The sequence below is a fragment of the Roseateles sp. FW301-B2 genome (assembly GCF_058788955.1).
This window is the reverse complement of record NZ_JBYTBE010000008.1, coordinates 79034-102325: the sequence shown is the minus strand read 5'-3', so window position 1 is coordinate 102325 and position 23292 is coordinate 79034. Positions and strand designations below refer to the sequence as shown.

Below are 23292 nucleotides of genomic sequence, written 5' to 3'. Positions count from 1 at the left end.
ATCATGAGCCTCCACTTTCATCCGCTGCGTGTCCGCGAAGTCCGTCCCGACACCGACGAAGCCGTGATCGTCAGCTTCGATGTGCCGGCCGCCGACGCCAACACCTTCAAGTTCACCCAGGGGCAATACCTGACCCTGCGTGCCGACGTGAACGGCGAGGACCTGCGCCGCTCCTACTCCATCTGCGCCGGCATCGACGACGGCGAGCTGCGCGTGGGCGTGCGCAAGGTCAATGGCGGCAAGTTCTCCAACTGGGTCAACGCCAGCCTGAAGGCCGGCGACGTGATCCAGGTGTTCCCGCCGCAGGGCCGCTTCTTCGTGCCGCTGGACCCCAAGGCCGAGCGCCACTACCTGGGCATCGCCGGCGGCTCGGGCATCACCCCCATCCTCTCCATCATGAAGACGGTGCTGGCCAGCGAGCCGGCCAGCCGCTTCACGCTGATCTACGGCAACCGCCGCCAGGCCTCCACCATGTTCAAGGAGGAGATCGAGGATCTGAAGAACCAGTACCTGACGCGCGTCTCGCTGCACCATGTGTTCAGCGACGAGCAGGTCGATTCGCCGCTGATGGCCGGCATGCTCAACCGCGAGAAGATCGCCGAATTCCTCGGCGCCCTGGTGGACCCGGCCAGCGTCTCCGAGGCCTTCATCTGCGGGCCCTACCAGGTCAACGACGAGGCCGAGGCCGCGCTGCTGGCGGCCGGCGTGGCGCAAGAGCGCATCCATATCGAGCGCTTCGGCACGGTGGAGATGCAGCAGGGCAAGCCGGCGCCGCACGAGGTGCGTGCCGAGGACGCCGACAGCGCCCGCGTGACGCTGATCCGCGACGGCGTGGCGCGCGAGTTCGAATTCAGCAAGAGCGACCCCAGCCTGCTGGACGCTGCCGCGCGCGCCGGTCTGGAGGTGCCGTTCTCCTGCAAGAGCGGCGTGTGCTCGACCTGCCGCTGCAAGCTCGTCGAGGGGCAGGTGCGCATGGACAAGAACTTCGCGCTCGAGAAACACGAGGTCGCGGCAGGCTTTATCCTCAGCTGCCAAGCCCATGCGCTGACGCCGCGCGTGGTGATCTCCTTCGATGAACGCTAAGAAGAACCGCTAAATGGCCAGAGGCAGAGCTCCCGGATTCGACGCAACGCGTGAGGCCATCCTCGTGCAGGCGGCGCGCTTGTTCGCCAACCAGGGTTACCCCGGCACCTCGATGAACCAGGTGGCCGAGGCCTGCGAGGTCAGCAAGCCCACGCTCTACCACTATGTGCGCGACAAGCACGAGCTGCTGGTGCAGATCTGCGAGAGCCATGTGGAGGACCTTGCCGCGCTGGTGGAAGAGGTGCGCGAGCAAGACCTGGCCCCCCAGGCGCATCTGCGCGCGCTCATCGCCCGCTTCATGCAGGCCTATGGCGAGGCGCAGAACCAGCACCGGGTACTTACCGAGGACACCAAGTTCCTCAACCCCGAAGATCAGGAGCGCCTGCTGGCGATCGAGCGCGGCGTGGTGGCGGCCTTTGCCGACGCGGTGGCCGCGGTGCGCCCCGAGCTGCAGGCGGCCAAGCTGCACAAGCCGCTGACCATGCTGCTGTTTGGCATGATCAACTGGACCTTCACCTGGCTCAAGCCCGACGGCGAGCTGACCTACGAAGCGCTGGCGCCGATGGTGGCGGATCTGTTTTTCGGCGGCCTGGGCGCCGTGCAAGCCTCGTGAAGGCTGGCGGCCCGAATATGCGCATGCTTTCCCTCACGCGAAATTTCAACGACAACGGAGACAAGACGATGCAACGCAAGCTGATTCTGAAGAAGTCCCTGCTGGCCCTGGCGGCCGGCCTGACCCTGCTGGGCCAGGCCTGGGCGGACATCAATGTGGGCGTGACGGTCTCGGCCACCGGGCCGGCCGCCTCGCTGGGCATTCCCGAGAAGAACACGCTGAGCCTGCTGCCCGCCACCATCGCCGGCCAGAAGGTCAACTACTTCGTGCTGGACGATGCCTCCGACACCACCACCGCGGTGGCCAACACCCGTAAGCTCATCACCGAGCACAAGGTGGACGTGGTGATCGGCTCCACCGTCACGCCCAACTCGCTGGCGATGATCGACGCCGTCTCCGAGGCCAGCACGCCGATGATCTCGATGGCCGCCTCGGCGCGCATCGTCGAGCCGGTGGATGCGAAGAAGCGCTGGGTCTTCAAGACGCCGCAGAACGACATCATGATGGCCCTGGCGATCGTCCAGCACATGGCCGCCAGCGGCGTGAAGACGGCCGGCTTCATCGGCTTTGCCGACGCCTATGGCGAGGGCTGGTACCAAGAGTTCACCAAGATTGCCGCCATCAAGGGCATCAATGTGGTGGCGGCCGAGCGCTACAACCGCACCGATACCTCGGTGACCGGCCAGGTGCTGAAGCTGGTGGCCGCCAAGCCCGATGCGATCCTGATCGCCGGCTCGGGCACGCCCGCCGTGCTGCCGCAGAAGACCCTCAAGGAACGCGGCTACGCCGGCAAGTACTACCAGACCCATGGCGTGGCCAACAACGACTTCCTGCGCGTCGGCGGCAAGGATGTGGAAGGCACGCTGCTGCCCTCGGGCCCGGTGCTGGTGGCCAATCAGCTGCCGGCCGACCACCCGGTGAAGAAGAGCGCGCTGGACTATGTGGCCAAGTACGAAACCGCCTTCGGCAAGGGCAATGTCTCGACCTTCGGCGGCCATGCCTGGGATGCCGGTCTGCTGCTGCAGGCGGCCATTCCCGCCGCGGTGAAGAAGGCCCAGCCCGGCACGCCGGCCTTCCGCGCGGCGCTGCGCGACGCGCTCGAGGCCGTCAAGGAACTGCCCGGCGCGCATGGCGTGTTCACCATGTCTGACAAGGACCACCTGGGTCTGGACCAGCGCGCCCGCGTGATGGTCAAGATCGAGAACGGCGGCTGGAAATACCAGCCCTGATCCCTCCCGCGCGCTGCGCCTGTCTGAGCGGGCCCGCGAGGGCCCGCCTTTCATCCTGACTCCGAAACGAACGAGGTTTGCCATGAGCGCCACCCCTCCCATCCTGCAAAGCCTGATTGCCAACCGCTGGATCGGCCAGACCGCCGCGCGTACCCTGCACAGCGCCGTGAATGGCCGGCCGGTGGCGCTCACCCATGCCGACGCGATCGACTTCGGCGAGAGCCTGGCCTATGCCCGGGGTCAGGCCTTGCCCGCACTGCTGAAGCTGGACTACCAGCAGCGCGCGGCCCTGCTGAAGGCGCTGGCCACCCATCTGATGGAGCGCAAGGAGACGCTCTACGCGATCTCGGCCCACACCGGCGGCACGCGCTCGGACAACTGGATCGATATCGAGGGCGGCATCGGCACCCTGTTCGCCTACGCCAGCATGGGCCGGCGCGAGCTGCCCTCCAGCAATGTGGTGCATGAGGGCCCGGCCATCCAGCTCGGCAAGGAGGGCCAGTTCATCGGCTCGCACATCCTCGTGCCCAAGCGCGGCGTGGCGGTGCACATCAACGCCTTCAACTTCCCGATGTGGGGCATGCTGGAGAAATTCGCGCCCAGCTTCCTGGCGGGCATGCCCTGCATCGTCAAGCCGGCCACCGCCACCTCCTATGTGGCCGAGGCCTGCGTGCGCCTGATCCACGAGTCGGGCCTGCTGCCGGCCGGCGCGTTGCAGCTGATCGTGGGCGGCTCTGGCGACTTGCTGGACCGCCTGGAGGAGACCGATGTGGTCACCTTCACCGGCTCGGCCGACACCGCCGCGATGCTGCGCGTGAACGCCAACCTGGTGCGTCGCTCGGTGCCCTTCAACGGCGAGGCCGACAGCCTGAACTGCGCCATCCTGGGCCCCGACGTGACGCCGGACGATCCCGAGTTCGAGCTCTTCATCAAGGAAGTGGCGCGCGAGATGAGCGCCAAGACCGGCCAGAAGTGCACCGCCATCCGCCGCGCCATCGTGCCGGCGCAGCACATCGACGCGGTGGCCGCGGCGCTGCGCGATCGCTTGAAGAAGCTCAAGGTCGGCGACCCGGCGGTGGAGGGCGTGCGCATCGGTGCGCTGGCCTCCAAGGCCCAGCAGAGCGATGTGGCCGAGCGCCTGGCGCTGCTGGCGGCCGGCAACGAGATCGTGCTGGGCGAGCGCGACGGCTTTGCACCGGTGGGCGAGGGCGTGGCCGAGGGCGCCTTCTTCGCGCCCACCCTGCTGCTGTGCCGCGACGGCTTTGCCAACGAGACGGTGCACAACGTCGAGGCCTTCGGCCCGGTCTCCACCCTGATGCCCTATACCGAGCTGGACGAGGCGCTGCAGCTGGCCGCCAAGGGCCGCGGCAGCCTGGTGGGCTCGGTGGTCACCAAGACGCCGGCGATCGCCGCCCAGGCGGTCTATCACGCCGCCGCCTTCCACGGCCGCCTGCTGGTGCTGGACCGCGAAGCCGCCAAGGAATCGACCGGCCACGGCTCGCCGCTGCCGCAGCTCAAGCATGGCGGCCCGGGCCGCGCCGGCGGGGGCGAGGAGCTGGGCGGCATCCGTGCCGTCAAGCATTACCTGCAGCGCTGTGCGGTGCAGGGCTCGCCCACCATGATCACGGCCATCACCGGCGAATACCAGCGTGGCGCCAAGGTGCAGGAAGACGCGGTCCACCCCTTCCGCAAGTACTTCGAAGAGATCCAGATCGGCGATTCGCTGCTGACGCATCGCCGCACCGTGAGCGAGGCCGACATCGTCAACTTCGGCGGCATCTCGGGCGACTTCTTCTACATGCACTTCGACGAGATCGCGGCCAAGGACACGCAGTTCGGCCAGCGCATCGCGCATGGCTACTTCGTGCTCAGCGCCGCGGCCGGCCTGTTCGTCTCGCCCGCACCCGGCCCGGTGTTGGCCAACTACGGCCTGGACACCCTGCGCTTCGTCAATCCGGTGGCGATCGGCGACACCATCCAGGCGCGCCTGACCTGCAAGCGCCGCATCGACCGCGGCAACCGCCCCGACCAGCCGCCGCAGGGCGTGGTGGCCTGGGACGTGCAGGTGCTGAACCAGCGCGGCGAGCTGGTGGCGAGCTACGACATCCTGACCCTGGTGGCGAAGAAGGCGGCCTGAGCACCGCCGCGGCACCGCGCAGTTGCGGCGCGGCGGCGCTGTGCTAGGCTGTCTCCCATAGGCAGCCAGCATGCTCAATCGCAGATCAGCCCTCGCCGCAATGACGCTCGGTTTGCCCCTGGGGCCGGCCTGGGGTCAGGTCTTGATGCAGGTGTCCACGCTGCTGGATCCCGACCCGGCCACCACCGTCGCCGAGCGCATCCTGCGCGAGGCCTACCGGCGCATCGGCCGCGAGCTGGAGGTGAAGGCGATGCCCGGCGAGCGCTCGCTGCTGAGCGCCAACAGCGGCGATACCGATGGCGAGCTCTACCGCCGCGCCGGCATCGACAAGGCCTATCCCAATCTGCTGATGGTGCCGGTGGCCCTGCAGCAGTACGAGATCGTGGTGTTCAGCAAGGCGCGCCAGTTCAATGTGCGCGGCTGGGAGAGCCTGCGGCCCTACAAGCTGGGTTTCGTGAAGGGCATCAAGGTCATCGAAGAGAACACGGTGGGCATGCAGATCGAGACGGTGGCCACCCTGCAGCAGGCGTTTACCAAGCTGGAGCTGGGGCGCACCGAGCTCGTGCTGGCCAACCGCATATCCGGGCTGGCCAGCCTGCGCCAGCATCAGTTCAACGGCGTGCGCGTGCTGCAGCCCGCCTTGGCGGCCTTCCCGGTGTTCCACTACCTGAACAAGAAGCACGAGCTCCTGCTGCCGCGACTCACGGCGGTGATGCGTGAGCTGGAACAAGAGCGCTTCATCCAGAAGGTGCAGGATGACGTGCTGTCCGGTTACTGAGAGCAGCGCTGCATAGAATCAGGCCCTCTTGTTGTCGCGGCCCGGCTGGCCAGGAAGCCCTTCTCATGCATGCTGCTGATACGAATGCGTCCCCGGTGGTGATCGTCGGGGCCGGTCTGGCCGGTCTGACGGTGGCCCTGCATCTGGCCGACCGGGTGCCCGTGGTGGTGCTGGCCAAACGCGAGCTGACCGAGGCCGCCACGGCCTGGGCGCAGGGCGGCATCGTCGGCGTGCTGGGGCGCGACGACAGCATCGAGAGCCATGTGCGCGACACCCGGGACGCCGGCGCCGGCCTGGTGGACGAGGGCACGGCGCGCTTCATCGCCGAGCGCAGCGCGCAGGCGGTGGAGTGGCTGGTGCAGCAGGGCGTGCCCTTCACCCCCGACGACGACGGCCCGCTGGGCCTGCACCTGACGCGCGAGGGCGGCCATGCGGTGCGCCGCATCGCCCATGCCGCCGACGCCACCGGCAAGGCCATCCACGACCAGTTGCTGGCCGCCGCCAAGGCCCATCCCAACATCAGCCTGCGCGAACGCTGGATGGCGCTGGACCTGATCACCTCGCGCCACGTGCAGCGCGAGGAGGAACCGCGCTGCTACGGCATCTATGCGCTGGACATCGACACCAAGCGCGTCGAGACGCTGGCGGCGCGCGCCGTGGTGCTGGCCACCGGCGGCGCCGGCAAGGTCTACCGCTACACCACCAACCCTGACACCTCCACCGGCGACGGCATCGCGATGGCCTGGCGCGCCGGCTGCCGGGTGGCGAACATGGAGTTCATCCAGTTCCACCCGACCTGCCTCTACCACCCGCAGGAGCGCAGTTTTCTGATCACCGAGGCGCTGCGCGGGGAGGGCGGGCATCTGAAGTTGCCGGATGGCACCCGCTTCATGGCCGCGCATGACGAGCGCCTGGAGCTGGCGCCGCGCGACATCGTCGCCCGCGCCATCGACTTCGAGATGAAAAAGCATGGCCTGGACCATGTGTGGCTGGACGCCACCCACCTGGGCGAGGCCTTCCTGAAGGAGCATTTCCCCACCATCCATGCGCGCTGCCTGGCGCTGGGCATCGACATCGCGCGCGAGCCGATTCCCGTGGTGCCGGCGGTGCACTTCACCTGCGGCGGCGTGGTCACCGACCTGCTGGGCCGCAGCGATCTGCCGGGCGTCTACGCGGTCGGCGAGACCGCCTACACCGGCCTGCACGGCGCCAACCGCCTGGCCAGCAATTCGCTGCTGGAATGCGTGGTGCTGGGCCAGACCTGCGCCGAGGACATCCTCGGCCAGGCAAGACTTGACCCCGCGCCGTTGCCGGCCTGGGACGAGAGCCAGGTGGAGGACGCCGACGAGCAGGTGGTGATCGCCCACAACTGGGACGAGCTGCGCCTCTTGATGTGGAACTACGTGGGCATCGTGCGCACCACCAAGCGCCTGGAGCGCGCGCTGCACCGCATTGCCCTGCTGCGCAGCGAGATCGACGACTATTACGCCAACTTCCGCGTCAACCGCGATCTGCTGGAGCTGCGCAATCTGGTCGACTGCGCCGAGCTGATCGTGCGCTCGGCGCTGCTCAGGCACGAGAGCCGCGGCCTGCATTTCAGTCGCGACTACCCGCGCACCCTGCCGGTCAGCTTCCCGACCGTGCTGATCGCCGAGCGCGGGCTGCGCAAGCTCTGAGCCGGGGCATCAGGGCGCGGCGCTGTGTCGCAGCAGGATCGATTGGAGGCTGCCGTCCTTCTGCATCGCGGCCAGCGCGGCTTCGATGCGCGGCAGCAGCGGCAGCAGGGACGAGCGCTTGCCCAGCAGCAGGTAGATCGGGGCACTGCCGAAACCCAGCGCATGCTCGCGGAACTGCACGTCCGGCTGCAGGCGCTGCGTCGCATCCAGGAACACCAGCCGGTCCTCGATCACCATGTCGATGCGCGCCAGCATCAGCATGCGCACCAGGCCCTCGGTGCTGCTGGCGGGGCTGTAGTCGCCGCAGCCCAGGTGGGTCTTGACCCAGCTGTTGCCGCGCACCGCGGCGATCCGGTAGGCGCACAGCCGGGTGGGGGTGAGCGAAACCCCCGCGGGCGGAGGCTCGGCATCCTGGCGCATGAAGGCGCTGACCTGCGAGGCCAGCAGCGGCTCGCCCACCCGGCGCGCGTATTCCAGCCGTTCCGGTGTGCTGCTGGCGAAGAAGGCGTCGGCCTTGCCGGCGGCCACCTCGGCCTGGGCGCGCGCCCAGGGCTGGATCTGATGCTGGGTCTTGAGGCCCAGGCGGCGCGCGAACAGCTCCTCGGCAATCTCCACTTCGATGCCGGCCGCCCGGCCGGCCTCCGGCCAGCTGTAGGGGCGGTAGTCGGCGTAGACGATGCGCGCCTGCTGTGCCTGCGCCGCGGCGCAGATGAGCGCCGCCACCAGCCATGACGCGGTGCGCAGCGCTGGCACGCCGCGCGGGCTAGCGCTTCTTGGCGCGTAGCGCGGTGCGGGCCTGCACGAAGTTGAAGGCATAGCTCACCGCTTCGGCGATGGCGGCGTCGGTCTCGAGGCGCTCGGGCTCGGTGAGGTAGAAGGAGAAATCCACCGCATGGCGGATGTAGCGCGGCGGCAGGCGGTTCAGCGCCACGCAGGCCACGTCGCAGAGCAGATCGTCGTCGGCCTCGATGGCCGGGAAGCGGGGTGCTTCTTGCATCACGGCGGCGAAGACCTCGCGTTCGTGGTGGTTGTAGAGCGAGGTGAAGTCGACCGTCTGCATGGTGTTGTCCCCAGGGTTGTGGGCAGGAACGATAGAACGTTTATAGCCGCCCTAGCGGACAAAAAGAAAGCCCCCGACGGGCTTATTCGCTGGGGGCTTGTCCTAGGGCGAGCGAACGCTAGGCGGCGCCGATGCCCGGCACTAGGCCGGCCGCCTGCGCGCGGCGCGCAGCGGTGAAGTCCAGCATGCGGGTGATGCAGGTCAGCGCCTTCACGCGCGTGGCCTCGTCCACCAGGATCTCGCCCGCGCCATGCGCCAGGCAATCCACCAGGCCTTGCAGGCCGTTCATGGCCATCCAGGGGCAATGCGCGCAGCTCTTGCAGGTGGCGCTGTTGCCGGCGGTGGGAGCCTCGATGAGGGTCTTGCCCGGTGCCAGCTGGCGCATGCGGTGCAGGATGCCGTTGTCGGTGGCGACGATGTACTCCTGCGCCTTGCCTTCCACCACCGCCTTGATCAGCGCCGAGGTCGAGCCCACCACATCGGCCTGGGCCACCACGCTTTGCGGCGACTCAGGGTGCACCAGGATCAGCGCGCCGGGGTGCTTCTCGCGCAGCAGCTCCAGCTCCAGGCCCTTGAACTCGTCGTGCACGATGCAGGCGCCGTTCCACATCAGCATGTCGGCGCCGGTCTGCTCCTGGATGTAGCGGCCGAGGTGCCGGTCCGGTGCCCACAGAATCTTCTCGCCACGCGCCTTCAGCTCGCTGACGATGTCCAGCGCGCAGGAGCTGGTGACCATCCAGTCGGCACGCGCCTTCACCGCCGCGCTGGTGTTGGCATAGACCACCACGGTGCGGTCGGGGTGGGCGTCGCAGAAGGCCGCAAAGTCGTCGGCCGGGCAGCCCAGGTCGAGCGAGCAGGTGGCGTCCAGGTCGGGCATCAGCACGCGCTTTTCGGGGCTGAGGATCTTGGCGCTCTCGCCCATGAAGCGCACGCCCGCCACCACCAGGGTGCTGGCCTGATGGTCGCGGCCGAAGCGCGCCATCTCCAGCGAATCGGACACGCAGCCGCCGGTCGCCAGGGCCAGGTCCTGCAAGTCGCCGTCCACATAGAAATGCGCCACCAGCACGGCGTTGTGGGCGCGCAGCAGTTCGGCGGCGCGTTGCTTCAGGGCCTCGCGCTGCGGCTTGTTGAGCGGGGCGGGCACCTTGGCCCAGGCATGGGCCGTGCAGCTCTGGCCTTCGGCGTCCTGGCGGGTGTAGTCGTAGAGAACCTGATCCATCGTCTTTGCGCTTGCGCTTGCACTCTGAGCCCTGCGGGGCCGGGTCGCCATGGTAGCCCAGCAGGGCAAACCCTGGCGTCAGGCTAGACTGTCGCCCATGCGAAGTGAGGGGGAGCCCATACCGTCGAAGCCAGGCATGCGCCCAAGCCGCTCATGGCCCTTGCGTCTGTGCGCCTGTCTGCTGCTGCTCTGCCTGGGCGCGGCAGCCCAGGCGGCCGAGCAGATCCGCTTCGCGCTGGGCCAGGCCTGGGCGCCGCCGTTCTCGCTGGTGCAGGACGGCGAGCTGCGCGGCGGCCTTCTCTACGAGCTGATGGAGCAGATCGCGCGCGAGGCCAAGGCCGAGGCGGTCTACATCCCCTTGCCGCCACGCCGCGTCGACGCGGCGCTGGCCGAGGGCAAGATCGACATGCATTGCTTCGTCAGCCCGCGCTGGTTCGCCAAGGTGCCGCCGGCGGCGCGCTGGAGCCTGCCGCTGCTGGCGCTGGACGATGTGCTGCTGGCCGGCCCGACCTTTGCCGGCCCGCTCAAGAACGGCCAGGTCGACCTGGAGGCCGCGCGACAGCTCAGCCTGGGCGTGGTGGTGGACTATCACTACCCCAGCCTGGCGCCCTGGCTGGCCAAGGGCCATCTGCAGGCCGACGAGGCGCCCACGCAGGAAAGCGTGCTGGAAAAGCTGCTGCGCGGCCGTACCGCGCTGGCGGTGGCGAACCGCTACACGGCGGTGGCCTTCAACAAAAGCCTGCCGGCCGACAAGCAGCTGCGCGTGCTGCAGACGGTGGACTCGGTGAGCACGCATTGCCTGCTGGCCGAGCGTACCCAGCTGAGTGCCGAGCGGCTGTTGGGCGCGGTCAACCGGGTGGCCAAGAGCGCGGCCTGGCGCGACACCCAGGCGCGCTATCGCTGAGCGCCGCGGCGCAGCCGCCGCCGAGCCGCCTCAAGGCGGCTGAAGCCCCCGTGGGGGGCAGTGAAACGAAGTGAGCGTGGGGGCTCACGATTGATTCAGGCCTCGGCAAAGAAGCGGCTCGGCGGCATGCCGACGGTGCGCTTGACCATGGCGGTGAAGGCGCTGGCGCTGCCATAGCCCAGCTCGGCCGCGATCAGGCTCATCGGGCGCTTGCGCGCCGCCAGCGCGAGGGCATGGGCCAGCAGCGCCTGCGAGCGCCATTGCGCATAGCTGCTGCCCAGCTGCTCGCGGAACAGGCGCGAGATGGTGCGCTCGCTGGCCCCCACCTCGGCGGCCCAGTCGGCCAGCGCGGCATGCCGCACCGGGTTGGCCAGCACGGCCTCGCAGAGCTTGCGCAGGCGCGCGTCCTGCGGCAGGTCCACGCCCAGGCGCAGGCTGCTGGCGCGGCCGAGCTCGTCCAGCACCAGGCTGGCAATGCAGCGCTCGCGTGCCTGGTCCTGCGGCGTGGTGGCGGGGCCCTCGGGATCCTCCGGGTGTATGGCCAGCTGCAACACCAGCTCGCGCAGCAGCGGCGACACCTCCAGCACGCGAGAGTCGGCCCAGACACCCTGGGCCCCGCCGGCCTCGCCCGCGCTGCCATGCAGATAGAGCGTGCGCAGGTCGCAGCGTTCCACCGCCGTCACCGCGTGCACCACGCGCGGCGGTATCCACACCGCGCGCGAGGGGGGTACCAGAAAGGTGGCGTGCGCCGTGTTGACACGCACCACGCCATTGATCGAGAACACCAGCTGGCCCCAGTCGTGGTGATGGGCCTGGATGTCCATGTGGTGCGCCATCAGCCGGGCCTTGGCGCGCACCGGCCGCTCCGTGCTGGGGGCATAGCGCAGCGGGTCCAGGGGCGGCACGCTGGTGCGCGCGCGCGGCGGGGCGGGGCGGGGCTTGACTGGGCTCATGGCCGGATTTCAACAGAAATTGGCGAACTATCGCAACCCGGCCGCGTTCATCCTGCCAATATCGTGGCCATGACGACGCATACCGCAACCCTCTCCCTGCCGGCCGCGGCCGAGGCCGCGCGCAAGGACTTCAGCACCATAGTCCTGATCGGTCTGGCGCATGGCACTTCGCATTTCTTCCACATGCTGCTGCCGCCGCTGTTCCCGGCCTTCATCCGCGACTTCGGCCTGAGCTATTCCGAGCTGGGCCTCCTAGTCACCACCTTCTTCGTGATCTCCGGCATCGGCCAGGCCCTGGCCGGCTTTCTGGTGGACCGCACCGGCGCGCGCCCGGTGCTGTTCGCCGCGCTCGGCTGCTTCGTGCTCGCCTCGGTGGCGGCGGGCCTGGCCGGCGGCTTCATGGGCCTGATGCTGGCCGCGGCGCTGGCCGGCCTGGGCAACTCACCCTTCCATCCGGTGGACTTCACCATCCTCAACAAGCGCGTCTCGCCGCCGCGCCTGGGCCATGCCTTCTCGGTGCACGGCATCTCGGGCAATCTGGGCTGGGCCATCGCGCCGGTGTTCTCCATCGGCATTGCCGAGTTGAGCGGCAACTGGCGTGTCGCCTACCTGGGCACGGCCCTGGTGGCGCTGGCGGTGATGGGCCTGCTGGCGCTCAAGCGCGACGCCATCGACGATGCCCAGGGCGAGTGGGCGCATGAGAAGGCCGGCGCCGCGGCGCTCAAGGAGGAGCACCCGATGGCCTTTCTGCGCCTGCCCTCGGTGTGGCTGTGCTTCTCCTTCTTCTTCTTCACCACCGCGGCGCTGAGCGCGATCCAGAGCTTTGCCAGCCCGGCCCTGGCCAGCCTCTACGGCCTGCCGATCAAGGCCACCGCCTTCGTGGTGACGGGCTATATGCTCAGCGGCGCGCTGGGCATGTTCATCGGCGGCTTCTGGGTGGCGCGCTCGGCCAGCCTGGAGCGCAATATCTCGATCGCGATGGCGGGCGCGGCCCTGGCCCTGGTGCTGGCCGCCACCGGCCTGCTGCCGCCCCTGCTGGCCGCCGGCGTCGCCGCGCTCGCGGGCTTTGGCACCGGCCTGGCCGGCCCCTCGCGCGACATGCTGATCAAGCGCGCGGCGCCGCCCGGCGCCACCGGCCGGGTCTATGGCACGGTGTACTCGGGCCTGGACGTGGGCTTTGCAGTGGCCGCGCCGATCTTCGGCGCGCTGATGGACCGCGGCCTGGCGGGCGGCATCTTCTACGGCGCGGCGATCGCTTTGTTGATGGGCATCATGGCGGCCAGCATGGTGGGGCTTGTCCGCAGGAAAAGCGCCTGAAGCCGGCGCTACAGTCGCCGGCATGACGACGACTACCCCCAACACCCCCTCGTCCCGACTGGCCGGCCATGCGCTGGTCGAGGCCCTCATCGCCCAGGGCGTGGACAGCGCCTTCGGCGTGCCCGGCGAAAGCTATCTGGCCGTGCTGGACGGCTTTCACGAGCATCGTGAACAGATTCGCTTCATCGCCTGCCGGCAGGAGGGCGGGGCGGCCTTCATGGCCGAGGCCCAGGGCAAGCTGACGGGCCGGCCCGGCATCTGCTTCGTGACGCGCGGCCCCGGCGCGACCAATGCCAGCATCGGCCTGCACACCGCCTTCCAGGACTCCACGCCCATGGTGCTGTTCATCGGCCAGGTGGCCAGCGACCAGCGCGACCGCGAGGCCTTCCAGGAGGTCGATTACCGCCAGATGTTCGGCCCCGGCACCCTGGGCATGGCCAAGTGGGTGGGCGAGGTGCACGACCCCGATCGCCTGCCCGAGTATGTGGCGCGCGCCTTCCATACCGCCATGCAGGGCCGGCCCGGCCCGGTGGTGCTGGTGCTGCCCGAGGACATGCTGACGCGCAGCACCAGCGCCCCGGTGCTGGCGCGCGCCGAGGCCGCCCAGGCCTGGCCCGCGCCGGCCGCCCTGGCCGATCTGCGCGAGAAGCTGCTGGCCGCCAAGCGCCCCTTCGTGCTGGCCGGCGGCGGCGGCTGGACGCCCGAGAGCTGCGCCGCGCTGCAGCGCTTTGCCGAGGCTTGGGCGTTGCCGGTGGGCTGCGCCTTCCGCTTCCAGGACCTGTTCGACAACCGCCATCCGCAGTACGCCGGCGACGTCGGCATCGGCATCAATCCCAAGCTGGCGGCGCGCGTGCGCGAGGCCGACCTGGTGATCGCCATCGGCCCGCGCCTGGGCGAAATGACCACCGGCGGCTACACCTTGCTGCAGGCGCCGCGCCCGGCCCAGACCCTGGTGCACATCCACGCCGGCGCGGAGGAGCTGGGCCGCGTCTATGCGGCCGATCTGCTCATCAATGCCAGCATGTCCTGTGCCGCCCAGGCGCTCGAAACCCTGGCCGCGCCGCCCTCGCTGCCTTGGGGCGACTGGACCGCCCAGGCCCATGCCGACTACCAGTCCAATCTCGTGCCGCAGGCGGTGAGCCCGCTGGACATGGCCGAGGTGGTGAAGCTGCTGTCCAGCCGCTGCCCCGAGGGCACGGTGTTCACCAATGGCGCCGGCAACTACAGCGGCTGGCTGCACCGCTTCCATCAATACCCGGCGCTGCAGCAGCATGGCCGCACCCAGCTCGCGCCCACCAGCGGCGCGATGGGCTATGGCCTGCCGGCCGCGGTGGCAGCCAGCCTGCTGGATCCGCAGCGCTGGGTGGTCAATATCGCCGGCGACGGCGACTTCCTGATGAATGGGCAGGAGCTCGCCACCGCCACCGGCTATGGCGCGCGCAAGCTCATCAGCGTGGTGGTGGACAACGGCACCTACGGCACCATCCGCATGCACCAGGAGCGCGAGTACCCCGGGCGGGTCTCGGGCAGCGATCTCTTCAACCCCGACTTCGCCGCCCTGGCGCTGGCCTATGGCTGGGCCGCCGCACGCGTCGATCGCACCGAGGAGTTCGCGGCGGCGCTGGATGCGGCACTGCAGGCCGGCAAGCCGACGCTGATCCATCTGCGCCTGGCCACCGACGTCTCGACCAGCCGGGCCACGCTGAGCAGCATCCGCGAGGCGGCGCGCCAGCGTCTGGGACAATCGGGGCATGGAAAAGATTGATTTCGAATTGCGCGGCGAGTTCATCCCGCTGGACAGCCTGCTCAAGGCCACCGGCCTGGCCGAGAGCGGCGGGCGCGCCCGCATGATGGTGGCCGAGGGCATGGTGCAGGTGGATGGCCGGCCCGAGGCACGCAAGACCGCCAAGATCCGCGCCGGCCAGGTGGTGAGCCTGCATGGCGCCCAGGTGCGCGTGCTGGCCGATCCGACCCAAGCTTGACCTATCTGGAGGCCTGCCCATGGCGCAGCCATTCTCGACCTGCGACTTCTGCGATGCGCACAAGAACGATGCCAGCGGCGACTTCCGCGTCATCCCTGGCGGCCTGTACCGCAGCTATGGTGCGCTGGACAGCTTTGCGGGCCCCATCAGCACGGTGCGTTGCCTGGACGACAACAGCCTGGTGAAGGCCGCGGTGGAAAGCCCCGGCCAGGGCCGCGTGCTGGTGGTGGACGGCGGCGCCTCGATGCAGCGCGCCCTGCTGGGCGGCAATCTGGCGGCGGCGGCCGCGCGCAACGGCTGGGCCGGCCTGCTGATCCATGGCTGCGTGCGCGACCTGGCCGAGCTGCGCCAGGCCCAGACTGGCATCCTGGCGCTGGGCCATGTGCCCATGCCCACCGATCGCCAGGGCCAGGGCTCGGCGGACCTACCGCTGCAACTGCACGGCTGCTGGATACGGCCGGGCGAATGGCTGTATGCCGATGCCGACGGGGTGGTGATCAGCGCGCGGGCGCTGCGTTGACCCACCCTCAGCGATAGCGCGACAGGATGCGCTCCACCGAGCCATCGGCGAGCAAGTCGTCGATGGCCTGGTTGACCTGGCCGAATGGCAGCCTGGCCTTGCGTGAAAAGGCGCAGCGCGCGTCGATGCGCCCGAGCGTCAGCACGGTCCTGAGCCCGGCCTCGGGGTGCTGGCGCAGGAAGTAGGCCAGCGAGGTGCGCTCGGCCAGGGCGTAGGGCAGGCGCTGCGCCGCCAGCTTGCGCAGATTGGCCAGCATGGTGGGGGCGTCGTCGCGCACAAAGCCCGCGCCCAGCAGGGCTTCGACCTCAGGGTAGCGGTAGCCCACCACCGTGCCGATCGCCTGGCCCTCCAGCTCCTGCAACTGCGCCAGCTCGGGCGCCTGCTGCGTGCCGGCCAGCAGCGCGGCGTCCGGAATGACGACGCTGCTCCAGTCGTGCTGGCCATCGAGCCAGCCCGGAATCACATAGCAGAGGCCATCGGCCTCACCATCGCGCAGGGCCGCGCGCACGCGCCGGCTGGGCAGGGGCAGAAAGCGTGCGCGCCGCTGCAGGCGCGCGGCGATGGCCTCGCCCAGATCCTTCAGAATGCCGGCGCGCAGCCGGTTGCCTTCGAATTCCGCCAGCGGCAGGGTGTTGCTGGTGGGCGCGATGAACACCAGCTCGGGCCGCTCGGGCGCCTGCGCCCGGCACGTCGCGCCGCCGATGGCCGCGAACAGCAAGCCTGCCAGCACCCATTGCTCCGGGCGCCAGGGCCGCAAACGAGTAGTTCCGAGGGCTGGCATCGCCCTGCCAGCATAGCGGCAAGGTGCTGCGCCGGCGCGAAGCCGGCCGCACTGGGCGCATGCCGGCCTCGATCGGTCGCGCGCCAGCGCTGCAGCCGTCGCCCGCACAGGGGACGTCGGTCCCACGCCTTAGGGGCCCGTGCGGCTTGCAAAGAGGCATAGGATGCGCCGGCACCTACCAAACTCAGGGAGTTCAGCATGCAGCACATTTGCGGCGCATTGCGCGCGGTCTCGATGGCGGCTCGTTCGAACTTGCGTGTGGCCCTGCCACTGGCCATCCTGCTGGGCGCATCGGCCGTGAGTGCCAATCCCGAGCTGAGCTTCAGCAGTTATGCGCAGGTCTACGGCTATATCTACACCAGCTATTCCAGCCCCTTGCTGGGCGACGTCAGCTTCCAGCTCAACCTGCCCGCGGACTACCGCGGGCTGCAGGCCGGGCAGACCTCCACCGGCGTGGCCAGCATCAACTACAGCGTGCCGGCCGGCAATGGCGGCACCGGCGATCCGATCTACGACATCGTCACCAGCAACGGCCAGTACGGCTTTGCCTACCAGGGCAAGGCCGAGGCCGATGGCCTGAAGCTGCGCACCGCGATACAGGTCAGCACCGTGGACGCGGGCGCGAACCTGGCCAACTCGCCCAACAGCAACCTGAGCGCCTACGCCTATGCCTCGTGGAGCCAGCAGATGTATATCGCGCCCACGGCGGACCGGCCCTTGGGCAGCTATGGCGCCATCCTGGTTGGCCTCACGGTGGATGGCAGCTTCCCGGGTCTCAGCGATCCGAACTGGTCGAGTTCGGCCAGCCTGACGGCGCGTGCGCACTCGTCCTTCACCGACACCGCCGGCGTCAGCTACCAGAGCGATTTCTACGTCAACGCGGCGGCCGGCGATCCCGACTGGAGCGGCTCCAGGACGGTGTTCAAGAAGCTGCTGTTCCAGTACGGCACGCCGTTCTCGATCGACCTCTACCAGTACAACTGGGCCTGGTCGAATGGCTCGGCCGACTTCTTCAACACCGGCAAGATCAGCTCGATCGAGTTGCCCTACGGCGCCTCGCTGGACTCCGGCGCGCAGCAGGACGGCCTGGGCGGGGTGAGCATCTTTGGCACCGTGTTCAATTCCGCCACCGTCGATGCGCAGAACACCAACTGGGACTTCGGCAACAACGGCGGCGGCTTCACACCGCAGGTGCCCGAGCCGTCCAGCTATGCGATGTTGCTGGCCGGTCTGGTGGCGGTGGGCTTTCTGGCGCGGCGCCGGCGTTAAGCCCGGTCAGGCGGCCCGGGGCTGGAACAGGCTCAGCAGCCGGTCCAGCCCGCCTTCGTTGATCGCCACCATGGCCTGCGCCCGCACCTTGGGCTTGGCGTGGTAGGCCACCGAGAGACCGGCTGCGCCCATCATGGGCAGGTCGTTGGCGCCATCGCCCACCGCGATGCACTCGCCCGGCAGGGCGCCGATCTCGGCCGCGCATTGCAGCAGCATGCGGCGCTTTTCCTCGCCGTCGCAGATCTCGCCCCAGGCCTGCATCAACAGGCCGCCGCTGAGGGCGCCTTCGACGATCTCCAGTTCATTGCTGCGCACCCAGTCCATGCCCAGCTCGGCGGCGACGTAACGGGTGAAGAAGGTGAAACCGCCCGACACCAGCACCAGCTTGAGCCCGGCGGCCTTGAGCGCGGCGCAGAGTTCGCGTGCGCCCGGGTTGAAGCGCAGGCGCTCCTTCAGCACGGCCTCCAGCGCCGCGACGGGCACTCCCTTGAGCAGGGCCAGGCGGCGGCGCAGGCTGTCCTTGAAATCGCTGATCTCGCCGCGCATGGCGGCCTCGGTGATGGCCGCCACCTCGGCCTTGCGGCCGGCGGCATCGGCGATCTCGTCGATGCACTCGATATTGATCAGGGTCGAGTCCATGTCGAAGGCGGCGAGCTTGTAGTCGCTCAAACGCAGCGGGGGCGTGAAGCCCTGGGTCACGAGGGTCAGGTCTTGCATATCTGTCAGTCTTGCTTGATCGGGTTGCCGAGGAGGCGCAGCACCTCACGGATCGCTTGCGCGCGGTCCTTGGGGTCGCTCAGCGCCTTGTCGATGCGCAGCTTGTCGTTGCCTACCAGCTTGATGGTCTTGTTCTTCTGCACCAATTCGATCACGCGCATCGCGTCGATGGGCGGATTCGGGCGGAAGTTGATGTTCATCACCGTGGGCGCCGCATCGATCTTGGCCACGCCATAGGGCTTGGCCAGCACGCGCAGGCGGTGCGTGTCAAACAGGGTCTGGCCCTGCGCCGGCAGCTTGCCGAAGCGGTCGGTGATCTCTTCCAGCATGGCGTCGATCTGCGCCGGCTTGTCGGCCGTGGCCAGGCGCTTGTAGAGCGAGAGCCGCACATGCACGTCGCCGCAATAGGCGTCGGGCAGCAGGGCCGGGGCGTGCAGATTGATCTCGGTGGTGGCCGAGAGCGGCGAGAGCAGGTCGGGCTCCTTGCCGGCCTTGAGCGAGCGCACCGCTTCCGAGAGCATCTCGTTGTAGAGCTGGAAGCCGACTTCCATCATGTTGCCGCTCTGGTTCTCGCCCAGCACCTCGCCGGCGCCGCGGATCTCCAGATCGTGCATCGCGAGGTAGAAGCCCGAGCCCAGCTCCTCCATCGCCTGGATGGCCTCCAGGCGCTGCGCCGCCTGCTTGGTGAGGCCCTCGATGTCCGGCACCATCAGATAGGCATAGGCTTGGTGGTGCGAGCGGCCGACGCGGCCGCGCAGCTGGTGCAACTGGGCCAGGCCGAACTTGTCGGCGCGGCTGATGACGATGGTGTTGGCGGTGGGCACGTCGATGCCGGTCTCGATGATGGTGGAGCACAAGAGCACGTTGTGCTTGCCGCCCACGAACTCGCGCATCACCCGCTCCAGCTCGCGCTCGGGCATCTGGCCGTGGGCGACGATGATGCGCGCCTCGGGCAAGAGCTCCTCCAGCTTCTGGCGCCGGTTCTCGATCGTCTCGACCTCGTTGTGCAGGAAGTAGACCTGGCCGCCGCGCTTCAATTCACGCAGCACCGCCTCGCGGATGGTGCCGCTGCTCTCGGCGCGCACAAAGGTCTTGATGGCGAGGCGGCGCTGCGGCGCGGTGGCGATCACGCTGAGGTCGCGCAGGCCTTCCAGCGCCATGCCCAGCGTGCGCGGGATCGGCGTGGCGGTGAGCGTCAGCACGTCGACCTCGGCGCGCATCGCCTTCATCGCTTCCTTGTGGCGCACGCCGAAGCGGTGCTCCTCGTCGATGATGAGCAGGCCCAGGCGGTTGAACTTGACCTCCTGCGAGAGCAGCTTGTGGGTGCCGATGACGATGTCGATGGTGCCGTCGGCCAGGCCCTCCATCGCCGCCTTGATCTCTTTGGTCGAGCGGAAGCGGCTCATCTCCGCCACCTTCACCGGCCATTTGCCGAAGCGGTCGGCGATGTTCTGGTAATGCTGCTCGGCCAAGAGCGTGGTGGGCGCCAGCAGCGCCACCTGCTTGCCGCCCATCACCGCGACGAAGGCGGCACGCAGCGCCACCTCGGTCTTGCCGAAGCCCACGTCGCCGCAGACCAGGCGGTCCATGGGCTTGGGCGAGATCATGTCCTGGATCACCGCATGGATGGCGGCGCGCTGGTCGGGTGTTTCCTCGAAGCCGAAGCTGGCCGCAAAGGCCTCGTAGTCGTGCGGCGAATAGCGGAAGGCATGGCCCTCGCGGGCGGCCCGGCGGGCGTAGAGGTTGAGCAGCTCGGCCGCGGTGTCGCGCACCTGCTCGGCGGCGCGGCGCTTGGCCTTCTCCCATTGGCCGGACCCGAGCCGGTGCAGCGGCGCCTCCTCGGCGCTCACGCCGGTGTAGCGGCTGATCAGGTGCAGCTGGGCCACCGGCACATAGAGGGTGGCCTTGTCGGCGTACTCGAGGTGCAGGAACTCGGAAGCGCCGTCACCGATGTCGATATTGATCAGGCCCTGGTAGCGCCCGATACCGTGGTTCACATGCACCACCGGGTCGCCCACCTTGAGCTCGGAGAGGTCCTTGATGAGCGCGTTGACGTCGCTCACCTGCTCCTGCTTGCGGCGCCGGCGTGTCGTCGGCGTGGTGGCGAAGAGCTCGGTCTCGGTAAAGAGCTGGATGACGTTGCCACCCTCCGGCTCGTACCAGAAGAAGCCGGCCGCCAGCGGCGCGGCGGTGATGGCGAACTTCTCGTCCGAGGCCTCGAACTCGGCAAGACCTGACACCGAGGGCGGATCGATCTTGTTGTCGCGCAGCAGCTCCAAGAGGCTCTCGCGCCGGCCTTCGCTCTCGGCCAGCAGCAGCACGCGGTGCGGCGTGCTCTTCAGGTGCGCGGCCAGGCGCGCCAGCGGCTCCTGCGCGCCGCGCTCCACGCTCACATCCGGCAGGGGCCGGGCATAGTCCACCGGCTCGCTGCCGCGCAGCGCCAGCACCGCATGCGCATGGGTGAGGCTGAAGAAGTCTTCCACTGGCAGGAAGATCTCCTCGGGCGGCAAGAGCGGCCGCTCGGGGTCGTGCTGCAGGAAGCGATGGCGCTCGCGCGTGTCGGTCCAGAAACGCTTCAGTGCCTCGTCCACCTCGCCATGCAGGGCCAGCGCGCAGTCGCTGCCCAGGAAGTCGAAGATGGTGGCGGTCTGCTCGAAGAACACCGGCAGGTAGTACTCGATGCCGGCGGTGGCGATGCCCTGGGCCATGTCCTTGTAGAGGCGCGACTTGGTCGGGTCGCCGTCCATCTTCTCGCGCCAGCGCGCGCGGAAGGCCTGGCGCGCCGCCTCGTCCATCGGGAACTCGCGGCCGGGCAGCAGGCGCACCTCGGGCACCGGATAGAGGCTGCGCTGGCTGTCGGGGTCGAAGGTGCGGATCGAGTCCACCTCGTCGCCGAACAGGTCCACCCGGTAGGGCACCGGCGAGCCCATCGGGAACAGGTCGATCAGGCCGCCGCGCACCGCGTACTCGCCCGGCGAGACCACCTGGCTCACATGGCTGTAGCCGCCCAGGGTCAGCTGGGACTTCAGGCTGGCCTCGTCCAGGCGCTGCTTGAGCTTGAAATTGAAGGTGGTGGCGGCCAGGAAACTCGGCGGTGCCAGCCGCGTGAGGGCCGTGGTGGCGGGCAGCAGCACCACATCGACCTCGCGCTGGTCCATGGGCTTGCCCTGCGACTGCAGCAGCTGCCAGAGCGTGGCCAGGCGCTCGGAGATCAGGTCCTGGTGCGGGCTGAAGGTGTCGTAGGGCAGGGTCTCCCAGTCGGGGAACACCGCCACGCGCAGCTCGGGGGCGAAGAACTTGAGCTCGTCTTCGAGGCGCTGGGTATCGCCCGGTTCGGCGGTGACGATGGCGCTGAGCCGGCCGGCCTCGCGCTGCTGGCGGATGAAACGCGCCAGCAGCAGGGCATCGGCCGAGCCGGTGGGGCGGGGCTGGTTGAATTTCTTGCCGGGGGAGATCAGGGGCAGCTGCATGGCGCACAAATGAGTTCAGCCCCGAAGCGGGGCCTGGCGCCATTGTAGGGACGCCGCGCCGTGCGACGTCCATGCCGCTCATGCCGCGCAGCGTGCAACTGGTCGCAAGCCGGCTGCTGCCAGCCGCCATCTTCCCTAGAGTGCGCAGCCATGGGCAGCCGCTTGGTGGCGGGGCCCGCCAAGGAGACTCACCATGCCAAGCGCCAGCCGCCATCTGTTTGCCCCCACCCTCGGCCTTGCCCTGCTCAGCGCCGCCTGCCTGGTGGCCCTGCCGGCCCAGGCGGAGGGCTTCAAGGCCGGGGTGGAATTGCGCGAGCAGGCCTCCCTGAGCGAGATCGGTCTGCCCGCCTACCCGGGCGCGACCGAGCAGCGCGACAAGGCCGACGACAAGGCGGCCGTGACCCTGGGCCTGTGGGGTGGCAGCCTCGGCTTCAAGCTGCAGGTGCGCAAATTCGCCAGCGGCGATGCACTGGAGACGGTGGCGGCGTTCTACCAGGACGCCCTGGCGCAGTACGGCGAGGTGCTGGATTGCAGCAAGCCTCAGCCCAGGCGCGCTGCGAAGCACAAGCGCGGCGATGACGATGCCCTGAGCTGTGGCGACGAAACGCCCAAGCCCGGCTCGCGCGTCTACAAGGTGGGCACCGACAAGGACTTCCGCATGGTCTCAGTGCAGCCCAAGAGCGCGGGCGTGCATTTCCAGCTGCTGCGCCTGGTGGCGAAGGGCATCTAGGCGAAAGCGCCGCGCTTCAGCGCTTGCGGCGGCTGAGGCCAAAGGCTCCCAGGCTGCCCGCCAACAGAGCCAGGGTGCCGGGCTCGGGCAGGCGCTGCACCAGGCCGTCGTCGGCACCAAAGGTCTGGAAGCTGCGGCCGTTGGTGGCGAACTGCGCCTGCGTGCCGCCATCGCAGCAGCCTTCCAGGCCCACGATCTTGAGCTGATGATTGCCAGCGGCGATGCTGACGTTGCTGAACTGGAAGGACTGGTTCACATCGGCGTAGCTGCCGCCCCACCACATATCGGTGCTCTTGTAGCCCAAGGCGACGCCGTCCAGGAATATGGCGCCGCCGTGGCCGAAGTCGACCCCGGCGCGCAGCGACCACAGGCCGGCCAGGGCATCGCTGACGCCGAAGTCGATGGTCGACATATAGGCCACGTTGCTGACGCTGCCGCCGAACACCGAGTGGTTGCTCACGCCGTCATACAGGCTCAGCACCGTTTGCTGATGGCTGGCATCGGCCATCGCGCCGCTCACGACGCTGAGATAGGCCGCCGCGCTGGCCTGCGCTCCGGCACCCGAGGTGGCGGTCTCGAAGCTGATGACGCTGGCTTGGGCGCCACAGGCGATGGCGAACGAGGCGATGGCGAGCAGGCGGCGCTTCATGGTGTGTGGTCTGGTGTTGAAGATTGGCGCGAGTATCGTCGCCGCGTGCGCCCTATCTCAGTGACGAAACCCACGAACCGCCCCCCAGGCGCGGGGGAGGGCGCCGATGCGAGCGCCCGTGGCGTGAACTAATTCACCGCCGCGCGGCGTCGCCCCCCGCCCCCCGCCCCCACCGGGTGAGGCCCCCAAAGGCGCCCACTCGTTG

21 protein-coding genes are annotated in these 23292 nt (G+C 69.0%); 13 read left to right on the top strand and 8 right to left on the bottom strand.

What is annotated here, in order from left to right:
* Positions 1–3: 3 nt before the first annotated feature.
* The 6 genes from paaE (at position 4) to nadB (ending at position 7516) form a co-directional block, all read left to right on the top strand.
* The gene (gene paaE / locus AC3WQY_RS07865) at positions 4–1083 is read left to right on the top strand and encodes a 1,2-phenylacetyl-CoA epoxidase subunit PaaE (RefSeq protein ID WP_285231492.1); all 1080 of its coding nucleotides are present in this window, start codon (positions 4–6) and stop codon (positions 1081–1083) included.
* A 13-nt stretch (positions 1084–1096) separates the two neighbouring features.
* A complete protein-coding gene (locus AC3WQY_RS07860) occupies positions 1097–1696 on the top strand; it encodes a TetR/AcrR family transcriptional regulator (protein ID WP_285231493.1) in 600 nt (199 codons plus the stop codon).
* A 68-nt stretch (positions 1697–1764) separates the two neighbouring features.
* Entirely contained in the window at positions 1765–2925 is a 1161-nt protein-coding gene (locus AC3WQY_RS07855) for an ABC transporter substrate-binding protein (protein WP_285231494.1), read from the top strand.
* A gap of 82 nt (positions 2926–3007) precedes the next feature.
* The gene (gene paaZ, locus AC3WQY_RS07850; protein WP_492707225.1) at positions 3008–5062 is read left to right on the top strand and encodes a phenylacetic acid degradation bifunctional protein PaaZ; all 2055 of its coding nucleotides are present in this window, start codon (positions 3008–3010) and stop codon (positions 5060–5062) included.
* A 100-nt stretch (positions 5063–5162) separates the two neighbouring features.
* Positions 5163–5840, top strand: a complete 678-nt coding sequence (locus AC3WQY_RS07845; protein ID WP_492707223.1) for a substrate-binding periplasmic protein — start codon at positions 5163–5165, stop codon at positions 5838–5840.
* A gap of 65 nt (positions 5841–5905) precedes the next feature.
* Positions 5906–7516, top strand: a complete 1611-nt coding sequence (gene nadB / locus AC3WQY_RS07840) for an L-aspartate oxidase (RefSeq protein WP_285231497.1) — start codon at positions 5906–5908, stop codon at positions 7514–7516.
* Between the two features lie 9 nt (positions 7517–7525).
* On the opposite strand, the gene AC3WQY_RS07835 is transcribed toward nadB, so the two are convergent.
* The 3 genes from AC3WQY_RS07835 to nadA all read right to left on the bottom strand — a co-directional run bounded on the left by AC3WQY_RS07835 (position 7526) and on the right by nadA (position 9795).
* Entirely contained in the window at positions 7526–8269 is a 744-nt protein-coding gene (locus AC3WQY_RS07835) for a substrate-binding periplasmic protein (protein WP_492707220.1), read from the bottom strand.
* A 10-nt stretch (positions 8270–8279) separates the two neighbouring features.
* Positions 8280–8576 (bottom strand): late competence development ComFB family protein, encoded by a 297-nt coding sequence (locus AC3WQY_RS07830; protein WP_285231499.1) that lies wholly within the window; start codon positions 8574–8576, stop codon positions 8280–8282.
* Between the two features lie 118 nt (positions 8577–8694).
* A complete protein-coding gene (gene nadA, locus AC3WQY_RS07825; protein WP_285231500.1) occupies positions 8695–9795 on the bottom strand; it encodes a quinolinate synthase NadA in 1101 nt (366 codons plus the stop codon).
* 136 nt (positions 9796–9931) lie between these two features.
* On the opposite strand from nadA, the gene AC3WQY_RS07820 reads away from it, so the two are divergent.
* Positions 9932–10699: a substrate-binding periplasmic protein gene (locus tag AC3WQY_RS07820; protein WP_285231501.1), complete on the top strand. Its 768-nt coding sequence runs from the start codon at positions 9932–9934 to the stop codon at positions 10697–10699.
* A gap of 95 nt (positions 10700–10794) precedes the next feature.
* Here AC3WQY_RS07820 and AC3WQY_RS07815 read toward each other — a convergent pair whose 3' ends face one another.
* Positions 10795–11652: an AraC family transcriptional regulator gene (locus AC3WQY_RS07815; RefSeq protein WP_492707216.1), complete on the bottom strand. Its 858-nt coding sequence runs from the start codon at positions 11650–11652 to the stop codon at positions 10795–10797.
* Between the two features lie 69 nt (positions 11653–11721).
* Here AC3WQY_RS07815 and AC3WQY_RS07810 point away from each other — a divergent pair, with 69 nt between their 5' ends.
* From AC3WQY_RS07810 to rraA, 4 genes are read left to right on the top strand one after another with little or no spacing between them, the layout of a single operon-like run.
* The gene (locus AC3WQY_RS07810; RefSeq protein WP_492707214.1) at positions 11722–12969 is read left to right on the top strand and encodes an MFS transporter; all 1248 of its coding nucleotides are present in this window, start codon (positions 11722–11724) and stop codon (positions 12967–12969) included.
* Positions 12970–12991: 22 nt separating this feature from the next.
* A complete protein-coding gene (locus AC3WQY_RS07805) occupies positions 12992–14734 on the top strand; it encodes a thiamine pyrophosphate-binding protein (protein WP_492707212.1) in 1743 nt (580 codons plus the stop codon).
* Complete coding sequence (locus tag AC3WQY_RS07800) at positions 14721–14951, top strand: RNA-binding S4 domain-containing protein (RefSeq protein ID WP_285231505.1); 231 nt, start codon at positions 14721–14723, stop codon at positions 14949–14951. Before AC3WQY_RS07805 ends, AC3WQY_RS07800 begins: the two co-directional genes overlap by 14 nt.
* Positions 14952–14970: 19 nt before the next feature.
* Positions 14971–15471 (top strand): ribonuclease E activity regulator RraA, encoded by a 501-nt coding sequence (gene rraA, locus AC3WQY_RS07795; protein WP_492707209.1) that lies wholly within the window; start codon positions 14971–14973, stop codon positions 15469–15471.
* A 7-nt stretch (positions 15472–15478) separates the two neighbouring features.
* Here the strand turns inward: rraA and AC3WQY_RS07790 are convergent, their stop codons facing one another.
* Positions 15479–16201, bottom strand: a complete 723-nt coding sequence (locus AC3WQY_RS07790; RefSeq protein WP_285231507.1) for a substrate-binding periplasmic protein — start codon at positions 16199–16201, stop codon at positions 15479–15481.
* A 249-nt stretch (positions 16202–16450) separates the two neighbouring features.
* Between AC3WQY_RS07790 and AC3WQY_RS07785 the strand changes: the two genes are divergently transcribed.
* A complete protein-coding gene (locus AC3WQY_RS07785; protein WP_492707206.1) occupies positions 16451–17521 on the top strand; it encodes a PEP-CTERM sorting domain-containing protein in 1071 nt (356 codons plus the stop codon).
* Between the two features lie 6 nt (positions 17522–17527).
* Here the strand turns inward: AC3WQY_RS07785 and serB are convergent, their stop codons facing one another.
* The gene (gene serB, locus AC3WQY_RS07780) at positions 17528–18238 is read right to left on the bottom strand and encodes a phosphoserine phosphatase SerB (RefSeq protein ID WP_492707204.1); all 711 of its coding nucleotides are present in this window, start codon (positions 18236–18238) and stop codon (positions 17528–17530) included.
* Between the two features lie 5 nt (positions 18239–18243).
* On the bottom strand, positions 18244–21708 hold the full coding sequence (gene mfd, locus AC3WQY_RS07775) for a transcription-repair coupling factor (protein ID WP_492707202.1): 3465 nt from the start codon (positions 21706–21708) through the stop codon (positions 18244–18246).
* 193 nt (positions 21709–21901) lie between these two features.
* On the opposite strand from mfd, the gene AC3WQY_RS07770 reads away from it, so the two are divergent.
* Positions 21902–22438, top strand: coding sequence for a hypothetical protein (locus AC3WQY_RS07770; RefSeq protein WP_492707200.1), 537 nt, complete (start codon positions 21902–21904; stop codon positions 22436–22438).
* 16 nt (positions 22439–22454) lie between these two features.
* Here AC3WQY_RS07770 and AC3WQY_RS07765 read toward each other — a convergent pair whose 3' ends face one another.
* A complete protein-coding gene (locus AC3WQY_RS07765) occupies positions 22455–23087 on the bottom strand; it encodes a CCXG family PEP-CTERM protein (RefSeq protein ID WP_492707198.1) in 633 nt (210 codons plus the stop codon).
* Between the last annotated feature and the right edge of the window lie 205 nt (positions 23088–23292).